The organism is Bradyrhizobium sp. (assembly GCF_036735945.1).
Lineage (GTDB): Bacteria > Pseudomonadota > Alphaproteobacteria > Rhizobiales > Xanthobacteraceae > Bradyrhizobium.
The window spans coordinates 1-15,243 of record NZ_DAINNI010000114.1 but is presented as its reverse complement, the minus strand read 5'-3'; the positions used below and the strand labels follow the sequence as shown (position 1 = coordinate 15,243).

Annotated in this window: 14 protein-coding genes and 1 pseudogene; 4 read left to right on the top strand and 11 right to left on the bottom strand. The window is 64.8% G+C overall.

What is annotated here, in order from left to right:
- Together V7E26_RS24380 and rsmD are read left to right on the top strand one after the other, a co-directional pair.
- Positions 1–480, top strand: a pseudogene (locus V7E26_RS24380) (pseudouridine synthase); the annotation flags it as partial.
- A 7-nt stretch (positions 481–487) separates the two neighbouring features.
- Positions 488–1,042, top strand: a complete 555-nt coding sequence (rsmD, locus tag V7E26_RS24375; RefSeq protein WP_324421114.1) for a 16S rRNA (guanine(966)-N(2))-methyltransferase RsmD — start codon at positions 488–490, stop codon at positions 1,040–1,042.
- A gap of 140 nt (positions 1,043–1,182) precedes the next feature.
- Here the strand turns inward: rsmD and mutL are convergent, their stop codons facing one another.
- Positions 1,183–2,994, bottom strand: coding sequence for a DNA mismatch repair endonuclease MutL (gene mutL, locus V7E26_RS24370; RefSeq protein ID WP_324421112.1), 1,812 nt, complete (start codon positions 2,992–2,994; stop codon positions 1,183–1,185).
- Positions 2,995–3,219: 225 nt separating this feature from the next.
- Between mutL and V7E26_RS24365 the strand changes: the two genes are divergently transcribed.
- Positions 3,220–3,537, top strand: coding sequence for a ribbon-helix-helix domain-containing protein (locus V7E26_RS24365; RefSeq protein WP_324421110.1), 318 nt, complete (start codon positions 3,220–3,222; stop codon positions 3,535–3,537).
- A 70-nt stretch (positions 3,538–3,607) separates the two neighbouring features.
- Here the strand turns inward: V7E26_RS24365 and V7E26_RS24360 are convergent, their stop codons facing one another.
- The 4 genes from V7E26_RS24360 to V7E26_RS24345 are packed head-to-tail and all read right to left on the bottom strand — an operon-like array spanning position 3,608 to position 6,517.
- The gene (locus V7E26_RS24360) at positions 3,608–5,176 is read right to left on the bottom strand and encodes a GMC family oxidoreductase (protein WP_324421108.1); all 1,569 of its coding nucleotides are present in this window, start codon (positions 5,174–5,176) and stop codon (positions 3,608–3,610) included.
- Between the two features lie 40 nt (positions 5,177–5,216).
- Entirely contained in the window at positions 5,217–5,765 is a 549-nt protein-coding gene (locus tag V7E26_RS24355; RefSeq protein WP_324421106.1) for a gluconate 2-dehydrogenase subunit 3 family protein, read from the bottom strand.
- A gap of 35 nt (positions 5,766–5,800) precedes the next feature.
- Entirely contained in the window at positions 5,801–6,196 is a 396-nt protein-coding gene (locus V7E26_RS24350; RefSeq protein ID WP_324421104.1) for a VOC family protein, read from the bottom strand.
- On the bottom strand, positions 6,197–6,517 hold the full coding sequence (locus tag V7E26_RS24345; RefSeq protein ID WP_324421102.1) for a c-type cytochrome: 321 nt from the start codon (positions 6,515–6,517) through the stop codon (positions 6,197–6,199).
- A 389-nt stretch (positions 6,518–6,906) separates the two neighbouring features.
- Between V7E26_RS24345 and V7E26_RS24340 the strand changes: the two genes are divergently transcribed.
- On the top strand, positions 6,907–7,167 hold the full coding sequence (locus tag V7E26_RS24340; RefSeq protein WP_324421100.1) for a hypothetical protein: 261 nt from the start codon (positions 6,907–6,909) through the stop codon (positions 7,165–7,167).
- 145 nt (positions 7,168–7,312) lie between these two features.
- Here V7E26_RS24340 and arfB read toward each other — a convergent pair whose 3' ends face one another.
- From arfB to ileS, 6 genes are all read right to left on the bottom strand, one after another.
- Positions 7,313–7,729: an alternative ribosome rescue aminoacyl-tRNA hydrolase ArfB gene (gene arfB, locus V7E26_RS24335; RefSeq protein WP_324421098.1), complete on the bottom strand. Its 417-nt coding sequence runs from the start codon at positions 7,727–7,729 to the stop codon at positions 7,313–7,315.
- 104 nt (positions 7,730–7,833) lie between these two features.
- Positions 7,834–9,147, bottom strand: coding sequence for a M16 family metallopeptidase (locus V7E26_RS24330; protein ID WP_324421119.1), 1,314 nt, complete (start codon positions 9,145–9,147; stop codon positions 7,834–7,836).
- A gap of 53 nt (positions 9,148–9,200) precedes the next feature.
- Positions 9,201–10,592: a M16 family metallopeptidase gene (locus tag V7E26_RS24325; RefSeq protein ID WP_442893471.1), complete on the bottom strand. Its 1,392-nt coding sequence runs from the start codon at positions 10,590–10,592 to the stop codon at positions 9,201–9,203.
- A gap of 178 nt (positions 10,593–10,770) precedes the next feature.
- Positions 10,771–11,481, bottom strand: a complete 711-nt coding sequence (locus V7E26_RS24320) for a hypothetical protein (RefSeq protein WP_324421096.1) — start codon at positions 11,479–11,481, stop codon at positions 10,771–10,773.
- Between the two features lie 91 nt (positions 11,482–11,572).
- On the bottom strand, positions 11,573–12,091 hold the full coding sequence (gene lspA, locus V7E26_RS24315) for a signal peptidase II (RefSeq protein ID WP_324421094.1): 519 nt from the start codon (positions 12,089–12,091) through the stop codon (positions 11,573–11,575).
- A partial coding sequence (ileS, locus tag V7E26_RS24310) for an isoleucine--tRNA ligase (protein ID WP_324421092.1) occupies positions 12,092–15,243 on the bottom strand: 3,152 nt, incomplete at its 5' end.

Below are 15,243 nucleotides of genomic sequence, written 5' to 3'. Positions count from 1 at the left end.
GAGCGCGACCAGGGCGCCAATGTCTGGGTCGTGTTCGCGATCCGCGAGGGCAAGAACCGCGAGGTGCGCAACGTCATGGCCCATCTCGGCCTCGAGGTGAACCGCCTGATCCGCGTCTCCTACGGGCCGTTCCAGCTCGGTGAGCTGGCCGAGGGCCAGGTCGAGGAGGTCAAGACGCGGGTGCTGCGCGAGCAGCTCGGCGAGAAGATCGCAGCGCTTGCCGGCGCCGACTTCAACCGCCCGGCGCAGGACGACAGAGCGGCTGATGATGACGATGCGCCGCGCGGCAAGAAGCCGTTCAAGCCGGCCGGCAAGAGCGCGCTGATCGCCGACCGCAAGGGCCGCCGCGTGCTGGTGCAGCGTACCGGCAGCGAGGAATCCCGCGCGCGCAACGAGGACGAGGCCAACGGCTACGGCCCGCCGCGCCGCCCGAAGCGCGGCTATCACGGCAAGCGCGATCTGAAGCCGCGGGACGAGTAGCTGAAACATGCGTGTCGTCGGCGGAAGATTGAAGGGCCGCAACCTGGCCTCGCCCGCGACGCAGGCGATCCGCCCGACGGCCGACCGCCTGCGCGAGTCCGTATTCAACATCCTGATCCACGCCTATGACAACCCGATCGAGGGCGCGCGGGTGCTCGACCTGTTCGCCGGCACCGGTGCGCTCGGCATCGAGGCGGTGTCGCGCGGCGCGGCGTTCACGCTGTTCGTCGACAATGGCGCCGAAGCACGCGCGCTGTTGCGCAACAATGTCGAAGCGCTCGGTCTCGGCGGCGTCACCAAAGTCTACCGCCGCGACGCCACCGATCTCGGCCCGGCGCATCCGGTCGAGCCGTTCGCGCTGGCGTTTCTCGATCCGCCCTACGGCAAGGGTCTCGCGGAGCAGGCGCTGGTATCGCTGCGCGACGGCGGCTGGCTGACGCGTGAAGCGCTGGTCGTGGTGGAGGAAGCGAAGGCTGCGGCGTTCGCGGCGCCCGAAGGGTTCGAGGAGCTGGAGCGGCGCGCGTATGACGATACGGAGTTTGTGTTTTTGCGGAGCAGGTGAGCGCGCTGCTTCCGCAACGACGACTGTCATCGCACGGCTCGACCGGGCGATCCAGGACGCCGCGGGCTATCCGTTCAAACACTGATGTCTCTGGAATACTGGATCACCCGCTTCCGCGGGTGATGCAGTGCGGAGGCGGCTCACCTTCTTCCGAACAGCTTCTCGATATCGGCGAGCTTCAACTCGACATAGGTCGGGCGGCCGTGGTTGCACTGGCCGGAATTCGGCGTGTCTTCCATCTCGCGCAACAGCGCGTTCATCTCTTCCGGCTTGAGGCGGCGGCCGGCGCGGACCGAGCCGTGGCAGGCCATGGTGGCGGCGACATGCATCAGCCGGCGCTCCAAAGGTAAGGCTTCATCCCACTCGGCCATGTGCTCGGCGAGGTCGCGCAACAATCCGGCGGCGTTCGCCTTGCCGAGCAGCGACGGCGTCTCGCGCACCGCCACCGCGCCGGGGCCGAAGGATTCGATGGCAAGGCCGAACGATGCCAGCTCCTCGGCGCGGTCGAGCAGTTTCTCGACGGTTGCTTCGTCGAGTTCGACGATTTCCGGGATCAGCAGGATCTGACGCTGCACGCCGTTTCTCGCCAGCGACGCCTTCAGCTTCTCATAGACGATGCGCTCATGCGCGGCGTGCTGGTCCACGACGATGAGGCCGTCGCGGGTCTGCGAAACGATATAGGTCTCGTGGATCTGCGTGCGCGCGGCGCCGAGCGGCCGGTCGAGCATATCGGCTGTCGGCTGCGCCTCGAAGCGCACGTCGGCGGTCGGCGCGCCGACATCGAAGGCGGTCTGCCCGGCTTCGGCGAACACCGTTGCTGCCGCGCCCTCGAACGACGGCGCTGATCTGACCGGATAGGCCGGCGAGCTGCGCCAGTCCCAGTTGGTCGGGCGCGGCGCAAACGAGGGACGAAACGCCGACAGCGCCGCGCCGTCGGTATTGGCGGCGGTGCGGCGGCCTTCGCGGGCGAGGCCATCCTTCAGCGCATGCACGATCAGCGCGCGCACCAGGCCGGCGTTGCGGAACCGTACCTCGGTCTTGGCCGGATGCACGTTGGCGTCGACTTCCTGCGGCGGCAGCGTCACGAACAGCGCCACGACGGGATGGCGATCGCGCGGAAGGTAATCCGAATAGGCCGCACGCACCGCGCCGAGGATCAGCTTGTCGCGTACCGGTCGCCCATTGACGAACAGATATTGCCCGAGCGCATTGGCGCGCGTCAGCGACGGCGCGGCGGCAAATCCCTCGACCACGACGCCTTCGCGCTCGGCGCGCACTTCGATGGCGCATGAGCGGAAATCGCTTCCGAGGATATCGCCGAGCCGGGTCAGGCGGCCAGCCGCGCCGGGCAGCGCGGCGGCCCAGGTCACCGGGGCGCGCTCCTCGCCGGCGAGCGTGAAGGCGACGTCGGGCCGCGCCATCGCAAGACGCCGCACCACTTCGCGGATCGCCTCCGCCTCGGTGCGGTCGGTCTTGAGGAATTTCAGCCGGGCGGGGGTCGCGAAGAAGAGATCGCTGACCTCGACGCGGGTGCCTTGCGACAGCGCCGCCGGCATGATGTCCGATTTCACACCACCCTCGACCGAGAGCGACCAGGCATGCGGTTCGCCGGCGTGGCGTGTGGTGATGCCGAGTTTCGCCACCGCGCCGATCGAGGGCAGCGCCTCGCCGCGAAAGCCGAGCGTGCGAATGCGCAGCAGATCCTCGTCGTCGAGCTTGGAGGTGGCGTGACGGTCGACGGCGAGCGCGAGGTCGCCATGGGTCATGCCGCTGCCGTCATCGGTGATGCCGATCCGCCGCCGGCCGCCGCCGTCGGTGAAGATGTCGATTCGGCTGGCGCCGGCGTCGATGGCGTTTTCGACGAGTTCCTTCACCACGCTCGCGGGACGTTCGACCACCTCGCCGGCGGCGATGCGGTTGACGACCTGTTCGGGGAGCTGGCGGACGGGCATGTGGCGGGCTTAAACGTCGATTCGAGGTTGAGCCAGCATTTTAGGCGCCCGTGGCGGCAAAAGCATGGGGCCGTGGCCGAAACCATGCCCCGCTGGGGATGAAAGGCAACTATCGCCTTGAATATGCGGGGTTTCGTGCTCGACCTGCTGTTGCGGGTTGGGATTGTGAGGCGGCGTTGTCGGGTATATCGTTTAGAAAAATTATAATCTGACGGGAGGGACGCCATGTGCCATCTGTTCGCGCACCAGCCGCAGCGCGATTACGAATCGCAGACCCGGTCATTGCGGATGGACGGCCATTGCACCTCGATCCGGCTCGAAATGTCGTTCTGGGACACGCTGGAGGAGATTGCCGCGAAAGAAGGCATGACCCTGGCAAAGTTCCTCACCACGCTGCACAACGAGGTCCTTGACCACCATGGCGAGGTCAAGAATTTCGCCTCGCTGTTGCGCTGCTCCTGCCTGATCTACCGCGCCAAGAGTGCGGTCGCCGTGCCGGAGTTTCGCGGCGACGCCGGCGCCATCCTGGACGCGGCGGAATAGGCTCCATCCGGTCTGAATAGGAAAAGCGGCTCGATCCTGACGGGACCGGGCCGCTTTCGCTTTGCCGGAACTAGATGTCCTTGCGCTGCATCGCGCCGGCAATGTGATCCGCCTGCCGCATCGCAAGCGAGACGATCGTCAGCGTCGGATTGCAGGCGGCGCCGCTGGTGAACTGGCTGCCATCGGAGATGAACAGGTTCTTGACGTCGTGGGTCTGGCCGAACTTGTTCACCACGCCGTCCTTCGGCTTCTCGCTCATCCGGTTGGTGCCGAGATTATGCGTGCTCGGGTAGGGCGGGGTCGGATAGGTCACGGTGGCTCCGACGGCCTCGTAGACGGCGGCGCCTTGCTTGTAGGCGTGATTGCGCATCGCGACGTCATTGGGATGGTCGTCGAAATGCACGCTCGCCACCGGCATGCCGAACTTGTCCTTGGCTTTCGCGTCCAGCGTGATGCGGTTGCTTTCCTGCGGCATGTCCTCGCCGACCAGCCACATGCCGGCCATGCGCGGATAGGACTCCATCGCCGAGGTGAAGGGACGTCCCCATGCGCCGGGATTGAGGAACGCCGCCATGAACGGCACGCCGATCGACAGCGTCTCCATCTCGTAGCCGCCGACGAAGCCGCGCGACGGGTTATTCTTCGCTTCGTCCCTGATGATGCCGGCCATCGTGGTGCCGCGATACATGTGCACTGATTTCTCGAACGCCGCGTACACGCTGCCGGTCATGTGCCGCATGTAGTTGCGGCCGACCTGCCCGGACGAGTTGGCGAGGCCGTTCGGGAACATGTTCGAGGCGCTGTTGAGCAATAGCCGCGGGCTTTCGATCGAATTGCCGGCGACCGCCACCACGCGTGCCTTCTGGCGCTGCATCGCGCCGCTCTCGTCGGCATAGACCACGCCCGTCACCTTGCCGGATGCGTCGTGCTCGATCTTGATCACCATGCTGTTGGGACGCACCTCGAGATTGCCGGTCGCCTCGCCCTTGGGGATCTCGGTATAGAGCGTCGACCATTTCGCCCCCGACTTGCAGCCCTGGAAGCAGAAGCCGATCTGCTGGCAGGATCCGCGCCCGTCGCGTGGCTCGCTGTTGATCGCCATGTTGCCGGTGTGCACTTCCTTGTAGCCGAGCTTTTTCGCACCGGCTTCCAGCACCTTGAAATTGTTGTTGCCGGGGAGTCCCGGGATGCCGTTGGTGCGGGTGACGCCCATCTTGTCTTCGGCCTTGGCGTACCACGGCTCCATCTCGGCGAGCGTGATCGGCCAATCCATCAGGTTGGCGCCGGCCAAGTCGCCATAGGTGCTCTTGACCTTGAACTCATGCTCGTCGAAGCGCAGCGAGGCGCCGGCCCAGTGCGTCGTCGAACCGCCGACCGCCTTCACGATCCACGCCGGAAGGTTCGGAAAATCCCTGGCGACGCGCCAGCTTCCCGACGTGGTGCGCATGTCGGACCAGGCGAGCTGGCTGAAGCTCTCCCACTCATCGTTGACGAAGTCCTGAATCTCGATGCGCGAGCCGGCTTCTAGGATCACCACCTTGACTCCTTTTTGCGCGAGCTCGTTGCCCAGCGTTCCGCCGCCCGCGCCGGAGCCGACGATCACGACCACGCCGCTGTCATTCAGATCGAATTTTGCCATATGGGTTTCCTCCCCTGACTGTTCGGTGCCTTAAAGCTCTTCAAGCCTTCGGGAGCCAGTCGATGTCGGCGAAGCCGCGCTTGATGTAGCCGCCATGCTCGGCGGAGGAGCCCTCGTAGCCGAACTTCGGCCAGACCTCTTTCTGGTTGTAGAGGGAGACGATGAGGTCGCCGCGAATCTTCTGGAAGAAGGGCGTCGGCTCGATACGCTGCAGCAGCGCCACGCGATCGCTTTCCCAGGCCACCTGTGCGTAGGGAACCTTGTGGCGCTCATTGGCCGCCTGATCGAGCTGCGCGACGCCGTCGCTGAGCAGTGACTTCAAGGCGGGGTCCTTCGCCGCCTTGCCATCCCACGGCTTGATCGCGGTGATGTAATAACTGTCGCCAAGGAAATCGTGCGGATAGATATCGCGCGCCATCTTCACCAGCGTCTTCAGTGTCGCCGGTGGCAACGCAGCGGCGTCGTCGGCCCAGGCGTCGCTGACGCCGAGGCCCGCGCTGGTCGCGATCGCGACGGCCGGCACCGCCGTCGCCGCGCCCTTCAGGAAGACGCGACGGTCATACTTGCTTCGACGATCGACTTCTCTCATGGGTGTCCTCCGTTGAATTGCTTTTTTGATTGCGATTAACCAAAGCGGCCGCCACGCTGGATCACTTCGATCTTGTATCCGTCGGGATCGGAGACGAAGAAGAAGCGCGCCAGCGTCCTGCCGTCATGCTTGAAGTCGCGCAGCGGCCCGGGCGACAAGCTTTCACGCTCGAATCTCGCGTGCTCGGCGTCGATATCATCGACGACGACGGCAAGATGGCCGTAGCCGTCGCCGAGCGCATAGGGCTCCTTGCGATCGAAATTGATCGTCAGCTCGACCTCGAAGGGCGAGGAGGGGTGACGCAGATAGATCAGCGCGAAATCCGGAAATTTCAGGTGGTCGGCAACCTCAAGTCCGAAGGCGCGTGCGTAGAAGTCCAGCGACTTCGCCTCGTCGAACGCGCGGATCATCGAGTGAACGGGTTTGGCCATTCAGTTGAGCTCCTTGAGATAGGCGATGATGGCGGCGCGGGTTTCCGCCTTCGGCTGGCGATAGGCCATGACGGAGTTGGGGATCGTGCCCTGCGGATTGGTCAGGTAGGTGTCGAGCCTTGAGTCATCCCAGACGAAGTCCGCCTTCTCGAAGCCGGGCGAGTAACGGAAGCCATCCGCCTTGCCGGCCTGCCTGCCGACCACCTTGAACAGTGACGGTCCTTGCCGGACCGGATCGGATTGATTTGTGGTGTGACAGGTCGCGCATTGCTGCTTGAACAGCGTCGCGCCGTCGGGCGGCCTGGCGGCGGGCAGCGGCATTTGCGCTCCGGCCATCTGGACGCCAAGCATCGCGCCACAAAATCCGAGCCCAATCGCCCACGTCGCGCGCCGCTTTATCATATGCGTCACCGTTGCTGTGCACGAACTCTAGGTCGCGCCTCACAGGCGGTGGTAGTAGCGGGCTGTTTCACCGCAGAACAAAAAAGGCGCCGCACGCCTCGTAAGGGGAACTGCCGCATATGCGGTCGGCCCGTGGCCGAGGATTCGCAAAATGACCCCGAAATCCTTGCACGATCACCACATCGCGCGGGTTGCATGGCGCCCGCGCCGTTCGCGGACAAATGACTGATCGGCGATGAGCAGCTCGGCTGTGAACGGCGCTTCAAGGAACGGAATTGTTCATCGCTCGCCAAACCTGGGAGATATGGATGAAGCTAGTGAAAACCTCGGCGATCGCGGTTGCAATGTCGGCCCTGCTTGCCGGTCCGGTATTGGCGCAGGGCGCCTCATCCGACGCGCCGATCCGCGGCGGCGCGAAAGGTACGACCCAGATGCAGGACGACATGCCGGCCGGGGCAGGCAGCCACAAGGCGGGTGCGAAGCCCGGCATGAAGGGCACCGTTGGCGCCGCCGGCGGCGCGCCCAGAACCAGCGGTGCGCCGGCTACCCCTCCTGCAAGCGCAAGATAAGGGTCGGAGGAAGCGCCCCGTATTCCTCCATCGAGGCGCCCTCCAACAGAACTCCGGTCGCCTCGGCGCGGCCGGAGTTTTTTGTGTCCTTCGCCCTGATCCGCGAACCGAAAACCCGGCTGGACGGCTCTATGGGCGACAGAGCTCAATCGTCGAAGCGGACGTTGCGCTTGGCCTTGATGTCGCCGCGCCGCTTCTTGCCTTCCAGCCGCCGCTGCTTCGATCCGAAGGTCGGCTTGGTCGCCCGCCGCGGCGTCGGGCGGATCAGCGCCTCGCGCAGCAATTCGAGCAGGCGGTCGATGGCGTCGGCCCGGTTGCGCTCCTGGGTCCGGAAGCGCTGGGCGTGGATCACGATCACGCCCTCCTTGGTCATGCGCTGGCCGGCGAGGCGCTCAAGCCGCGCGGCCGCGTCCTCCGGCAGCGCGATCCTACGCGTGTCGAAGCGGAGCTGGGCCGCAGTCGCGAGCTTGTTGACGTTCTGCCCGCCCGGCCCTGAAGCGCGGACGAAGACGATCTCGATGTCGTCGTCGTTGATCGTGAGGTCGCGGGAGACCCGCAGCATGATGGCACCAAAAGTCGTCCCGGGCTTATACCCCGGGGTATCCACGTGCTATCAGCGTATAGAAAACGTGGATGGCCGGGACAAGCCCGGCCATAACGGCGCCTCTAGTTGGCCTTTGGCGCTGCCGCGGCGGGCTGGGCGGCGGCCTGCGGGGCGCGGCCGACGATCACGGTCAGCAGGCCCTGGCCCCACAGCTTCCTGGCCACCCGCCTGGCGTCGTCGAGCGTCACGGCGTCGACGATGGCGTTGCGCTTTTCGATGTAGTCGATCGGCAGCTTGTCGAGCTGGTATTGCAGCAGCGCCTGCGCGAGCTTCGAGGAGGTGTCGAGCGCCAGCATCTGCGAGCCCTTCAGATAGGACTTTGCCTCGTCCAGTTCCTTCTGGGTCGGGCCTTCCTCGGCGATGCGGCGGATTTCCTTCTCGATGGCGTCGACGGTCTCGCCGGCGCGGTCGGCGCGGGTGCCGGTGTTGCCGATGAACAGGGCGGAGCGATCCATCCACAACAGGGATTCGTAGACGGAGTAGGCGAGGCCGCGCTTCTCGCGCACCTCCTTGTAGAGCCGCGACGACAGGCCGCCGCCGCCGAGGATGTGGTTCACGACATAGGCGGTCATGAAATCAGGATCGTGGCGGCGTACGCCGGGGCCACCGAAGGTCACCACGGTCTGCGGCACGTCGAGCGGCACGAAGGCGCGCTGCGGCGGCCTGGTGGCCTCTACCTCGGCGACCGGCGTCAGGCTGGCCTTGGCCGGCAGGGTGCCGAACGTCTTGTCGAGGAGCTTGCCGAGCGTGTTGGCGTCGACATCGCCGACCACGGCGATGCGAAGCGTATCCTTGGCGAGTATGCGGCGGACGTAATCCTTCATGTCGGCGACATCGATCGTCGGCACGCTGTCGAGCGTACCGTTGCCCGGCCGGCCATACGGATGATCGCCGAAGGCGACTTCGAGGAATTTGCGGCTCGCCAGCGAGGTCGGGTTGGTGGTGTCGCGGCGCAGCCCGGAGAGCACCTGCGCGCGAATGCGCTCGACGTCGGCGGCGTCGAAACGCGGCGAGGTCAGCGCCATGTGCAGGAGGTCGAAGGCCTCGTCCTTGTTGTCCTTGAGCATGCGGAGCGAGCCACGGAAGGAATCACGGCTCGATGTGAAGCTCAGCTCGATGGCGCGGCGCTCCAGGCGCTCGTGGAAGGTCTTGGAATCGAGATCGCCGGAGCCCTCGTCGAGCAGGCCGGCAACCATGTTGCCGACACCGGGCTTGCCTGAAGGATCCTGGGCGGCGCCGCCGGCGAAGGCATATTCCATCGCGATCAGCGGCACGGTAGCGTCCTGGACGAACCACGCCTCGATGCCGCCGGGGGAGACCAGCCGCTGGATTTTTGCCGCGGCGTGCGATGGGCTCGCCGCCAGCACCAGCAGCACGAGGCCCGCGACGAGGTGAGAGGCGAGGCGCTGCGCGCCGATCGAAAGACGGATCACGAGCGCTTCTCCTCACGCTTCTGCGCGGTATCCTTGATGAGATAGCCGGTCACGGAACGTTTCTTGTCGAGCCATTTCTGCGCGGCGTCACGCACCTGCTCGGCGGTAACGGCGCGAATCCGCTCCGGCCAGCTCCTGATGTCGTCGATCGAGAGCCCCGTGGTCAGCGCGCCGCCATACCAGCGCGCCAGCGTGGCCTGATTGTCCTGGGCGTAGATCGCCTCCGCGATCAGTTGGGTCTTGACCCGCTCGAGGTCCTCGGCGCGGGCGGGGTTCTGGATGACCTCCGCGATCACGCCGTCGATCACCTGCTCGATTTGCGAAAACTCGACGCCGGGCTTCGGCGAGACCGAGATCGAGAACTGCGTGGGATCGAGCGCCGTGCCCTGATAGCCGGCGCCGGCGCTGATCGCGAGCTGACGGTCGACCACCAGCGCGCGGTAGAGGTAGGAGTTGGATCCGCCACCCATCAGTTGAGCCAGCACGTCGAGCGCCGGGCCTTCGCCGGCCGCCGCTGTCGTGGAGGAGGGGACGAGATAATGACGGCGCAGGCCGGGCTGCTCGACGCGGGGGTCGGCGAGCGTCACCGTGCGCGGTGCGGCGGGCACCGGCTCCTGCGGCCGGATGCGGTGTGCTGATATCGCCGGTTGGGAGGGAATGCCGCCATAGGCCTTTTCCACCATCGGGCGGACTTCCTTGGCATCGACATCGCCCGCGATCACCAGGATCGCATTGTTCGGTGCATAGAAGCGCTTGTAGAACGCCAACGCATCCTCGCGGTCCAGCTTCTCGATCTCCTGGCGCCAGCCGATGATCGGCCGGCCATAGGGATGATTGAGATACAGCGCCGCCATGATCTGTTCGTTCAGCCGCGCCTCCGGATTGTTGGCAACGCGCATGTTGAATTCCTCGAGTACGACATCGCGCTCGGGCAGCACGTTCTCGTCCTTGAGAATGAGGCCGGTCATCCGGTCGGCCTCGAACTCCATCATCTTCGCCAGTTGCTCGCGCGGCACGCGCTGGAAATAGCCGGTGTAGTCGAGCGAGGTGAAGGCGTTCTCGTTGCCGCCGACCCGCAGCACGGTCTGGGAAAACTCGCCGGCGGGGTGCTTGGCCGTGCCCTTGAACATCAGATGTTCGAGGAAGTGCGCCAGTCCGGATTTGCCCGGCGTCTCGTCGGCGGAGCCGACCTTGTACCAGATCATTTGCGTGACGACGGGCGTGCGGCGATCCGGGATCACCAGGACCTGGAGGCCGTTGTCGAGAGTGAAGCTGGCCGGACGCTCCGATGTGACCGTGGTCTGGGCGAATGCGCTGCCGGCGGAGAGAGCGAACGTCGAGATGAAAGCGGCTGCGAGAGAAACGGCAAAACGATGTGAGGACATCATGACCTATCTGGCGCCTGTCCCGCAAAACTGACTACCGGTTCTGCGGCGGGAATTCGCGCAAACGTTAGAAGTAACCCGACAAAACCGCTCGGGATCAAACCGCGGCATCGTACACCGCGGCGGCATCGTCCATCGTCACGAAGGCGAGAGATCGGCTTAACTATTCGCCATACTTAAACTATTCGCCATACTTGCCGGCGGCCGGATTGTATTCCTTGTTCAGCGATTCCTTCGGCCCGGTGCCGTAGGCAAAGTTCGAGGAAGGCGTCTGGTAGCCGGGCGGCGGCTGGGTCAGCGAATCCCGCGTCGGCTCGCCCTTGAACGGCGCCGTCTCGGTCTTGCTGCCGCCGAACAGGCCGCTCAAGCCGCCGGTATAGCCGAGCGCCGAAGGGCTCAGGACCGGATTGGAGTTCGTGCCGGGCTGTATCGGATCATTGCTGTTGCGCGAGGGCGCGGCGGTCTTGCCTGCCGCGAGTTCAGCCGGGCTGAGGACGCGGGCCGCTTCAATCGGATCCTTGTTCGCCTTCTTGCGCGCCGCGATGGCTGCCTTGCGGCGCTGCTCGTCGGGATCCTTGGGCCAGTTGGGCGCCTTGGTTTCGACCGCTGCCGCCGATGGGGGCGGCAAATCGAGCTTGGGCGGGACCACCAGCGGCGAGCGTTCGCGGTATTCGATGCCGCGGTCTTCCATGTTGGTGCCGCCGATGCCGCGCATGATGCCTTCGATGATCTTTTCCTCGAAGGTCTTGTCGTCCTCGTCCTCGTCGTCGGCGGCGCGCACCGGGCCTGCGGCCATCACCAGACCGACGCCGAGGGCAATGGCGGCGAACCGCAAAGCCCGGCTCAGCGAGCCGGTTTGCAGCATCCAGAAGCGGGCTTCGGTATCGCGCATCGCGCTGTTCCCATTCACAATTTCTGCAACATACGGAGGCCGTTTCGAGGGCGTCGTGGCCCCATACCGCAACGGTTCGTATCGACCGGGATCAGGGCGCTTTTGCGGCCGGTACCCCCAGGAACGAGTCATACAATAGGCCCGCCACCCCGGCAACAATGGCCACATCGGCCAGATTGAACACGTACCAATTGTAGGTTTTTCCCGCGATATCGATGTGGAACAGGGCGAAATCGACCACCGCGCCATGCAGGAAGCGGTCGATGCCATTGCCGACCGCGCCGCCGATGATCAGGCCGAGCGCCAGCGTCGCCAGCAGCGTGCTGGAGCGCGCCATCCAGATCCCGAGCACGATCACGGCAATCGCCTTGATCGCCATCAGCGCGATCTGGGCGAGCTGACTATCGCTCTGGAACCAGCCGAAGCTGATCCCGACATTCCATGCCAGCACGAGGTCGAAGAACGGCATGACCTTCACCACGCCGCGTTGGGCGAGGTCGAACCCATGGAGCAGCCAGAGCTTCGAGGCCTGGTCGACCACCAGCACTGCCACCGCCGCAATGACGCCGGCGCGCAAATGAGGGGTACGTGAGCCGTCGAGGCCAGACATTTATCTGGCCTTCTTTTTCTTCTTCTTGGCTTTTGCTGCCGGCGGCTTCTTTGCTGCTTTGCTGGCTGCTGCTTTCTTTTTCGCCTTCTTGGCGGCAGCCTTGGTCGCTGCCTTCTTGGCTCCCTTCGTCGCCGAAGCAGCCTTCCTGGATTTGGCGGCCTTGTTGGCCTTGGCCTTCTTGACTGCCGGCTTCCTGACCTTCGCCTTCTTTGGAGCGGCTTTCTTCGCCGTGGCTTTCTTTACCTTGGACTTCGTGGCGCCGGCCTTCCGGGCAGAGGGCTTGGCGGGTTCGGCTTCAACGGCCTTCTCGGTTTCAACCGCCTTCTTGGCCGCCGCAACCTTCTTGACCTTGACCGGTCTCTCGGCTGCCTCGGCCTGCGAGCTCTTGTTTGGCCTGGCAGCCGTCACGCTTTCGGAAGCGGTTTGCCCGGGCGCTTCCTTCTGCTGCGGAGCTTGTTCTGCGGCTGGCTGCTCGACCAGGGCGACCGGCCTAGCGATCTCTGCGACGGCATCGGCCGGTTTCTCGCCGGCGGCAAGCGCCTTCCATTCCCGCAAGGCCTGCGCGTCGCGCGGGGAGACGTCGGGATATTCGGGGTCTTCACCGACGGTGGGGAGGATCTTCCAGGAACGCGCGCATTTGGTGCCCACGGCCTTTTCGACCACGACCGCAACATCAGGCACGTCGGCCAGGGTGAACGCGCCGGCCGGCGCGTCGTCATTGGTCGCCATCGCGTTCGAGGTAATGCAGACTTCGGCAAGATCAACATCGAACAGCGTCGTGAAGATCTTCTTGTCCGACACGTAGACCAGCGGCGAGGCCTCCAGCGAGGAGCCGATGTTCTTGGCCGCGCGCTCGAGTTCGAGCGCGCCGGTGACGACGCGGCGGACATCGCGGATGGTTTCCCATTTGGCGGCGAGCGCGTCATCGCGGAACTGGTCGAACCCTTCCGGGAACAGCGTCAGATGCACCGAAGCTTCCGCGTTGGGCCGGTACATCCGCCAGGCCTCTTCACAGGTGAAGCTCAGCACCGGCGCCAGCCAGCGCAGGATCGCATCGCACATGGTGTCGATCGCGGTCAGCGCCGCCTTGCGCATGAGCGAGGACGGCGGGTCGCAATACAGCGTGTCCTTGCGGATGTCGAAATAGAACGCCGACAATTCACTGTTCATGAACGCGGCCAGCGTCGCCACCACCGTCTTGTAGTCGAACTCGGCATAGGCGTTGCGCACGATCGTGGCGCGCTTCGAAAGCTCGTGCAGCATCAGCCGTTCCAGCTCGGGCATGTCGGCATGCGCGACCGCGTCGGCCGGATCGAAATGATGCAGCGTGCCGAGCATCCAGCGGATCGAGTTGCGCAGCTTGCGATAGGTCTCGATGGTGTTCTTGAGGATCTCCGGGCCGATGCGCTGGTCGTCGGCATAGTCGGTGGCGCAGACCCAGAGGCGGAGAATGTCGGCGCCCGAATCCTTCATCACCTTTTGCGGCTCGACGGTGTTGCCGAGCGACTTCGACATCTTGCGGCCGTTCTCGTCCAGCGTGAAGCCGTGGGTCAGCACGATATCGAACGGCGCACGCCCACGGGTGCCGCAGCTTTCCAGCAGCGAAGACTGGAACCAGCCGCGGTGCTGGTCGGACCCTTCGAGATACATCACGGTATCGCGGCCACCATCGACCGTGCGCTTGATGCCGGCGAGGCCGGGGAAGTGCATGGCATCTTCCAGCACGAAGGCGTGCGTGGAGCCGGAATCGAACCAGACATCGCAGATGTCGTCGACTTTCTTCCACTCTTCATTGGCGAGCGAGCCGAGGAAGCGTTCGCGCGCCCCGTCCGTGTACCAGGCGTCGGCGCCCTCCTCTTCAAACGCATCGGCGATGCGCTTGTTGACATCAGCATCTTGCAGGATCTCGGCGGAGCCGTCGCCCTTCTCGCGCACGAACACAGCGATCGGCACGCCCCAGGCGCGCTGGCGCGAGATCACCCAGTCGGGCTTGCTATCGATCATGCCGTTGATGCGATTTCGGCCCGACTCGGGCACCCATTGCGTTACCGAAATCGATTTCAGAGCCCGGTTCCGCAGTGTGTCGTCGCCCGTCAGCGTCAAGGTATTTATGCCACCACCCCAAACCACTTTGTTTGGAGTAATTGCTTTGTCCATCGCGATGAACCATTGCGGCGTGTTGCGGAAGATCACCGGCTTCTTCGAGCGCCAGGAATGCGGATATTGGTGCTTGAGCCGGCCGCGCGCCAGAAGCTTGCCGGCCTCGACCAGCGCCTTGATCACGGCGTCGTTGGCGTCGCCCTTTTCGCCCTTGTCGTTGATCACGCGCTTTCCCGTGAAGCCGGGCGCATGGTCGGTGTAGGCGCCGTTCTCGTCGACGGTGTAGGGGATCGCGGTGTTGATGCCGCGCGCGTCGAGATCGCGCGTGTTCGCGGTCCAGACGTCGAAGTCCTCGCGGCCGTGGCCGGGTGCGGTATGGACGAACCCGGTGCCGGTGTCGTCGGTGACGTGATCGCCTGCGAGCAGTGGGACCTTAAACTCGTAACCACCGCTGAAACCATTCAACGGATGCGCGCATGACATGACGGCCAGATCGTCCGCTGGTACAGTGCGAATTCTCTCCCAAGCGGTTGCGCGGGCTTGCTTGAACACGCTTTCTGCAAGTGCATCGGCCAGGATCAGGAGATCGCCGGTCTTCGCCCAGTTATCGGCGGGCGCGTCGGTGACCTTGTAGAGACCGTAGGCGATCTTCGGCGAGAACGAGATCGCGCGGTTGCCGGGCAAAGTCCATGGAGTGGTAGTCCAAATTACGATGGACGCGCGTAAGAGGTCACCTGCTTCTAGCTGTGTCTCACCTGCCGAAAACCTGACCGGAAACTTCACCCACACCATGTCGGAGGTGTAGTCCTCGTATTCGACCTCGGCTTCGGCCAGCGCGGTCTTCTCGACCACGCTCCACATGACAGGCTTGGAGCCGCGATACAGCGTGCCGTTGGCGGCGAACTTCATCAGTTCGCGCGCGATCTGCGCCTCGGCCGGATAGCTCATGGTGGCGTAGGGGTGATCCCAGTCGCCGATGATGCCAAGCCGCTTGAACTCCTCGCGCTGCACGTTGAGCCAGTGCGTCGCATAGGCGCGGCACTCCTTGCGGA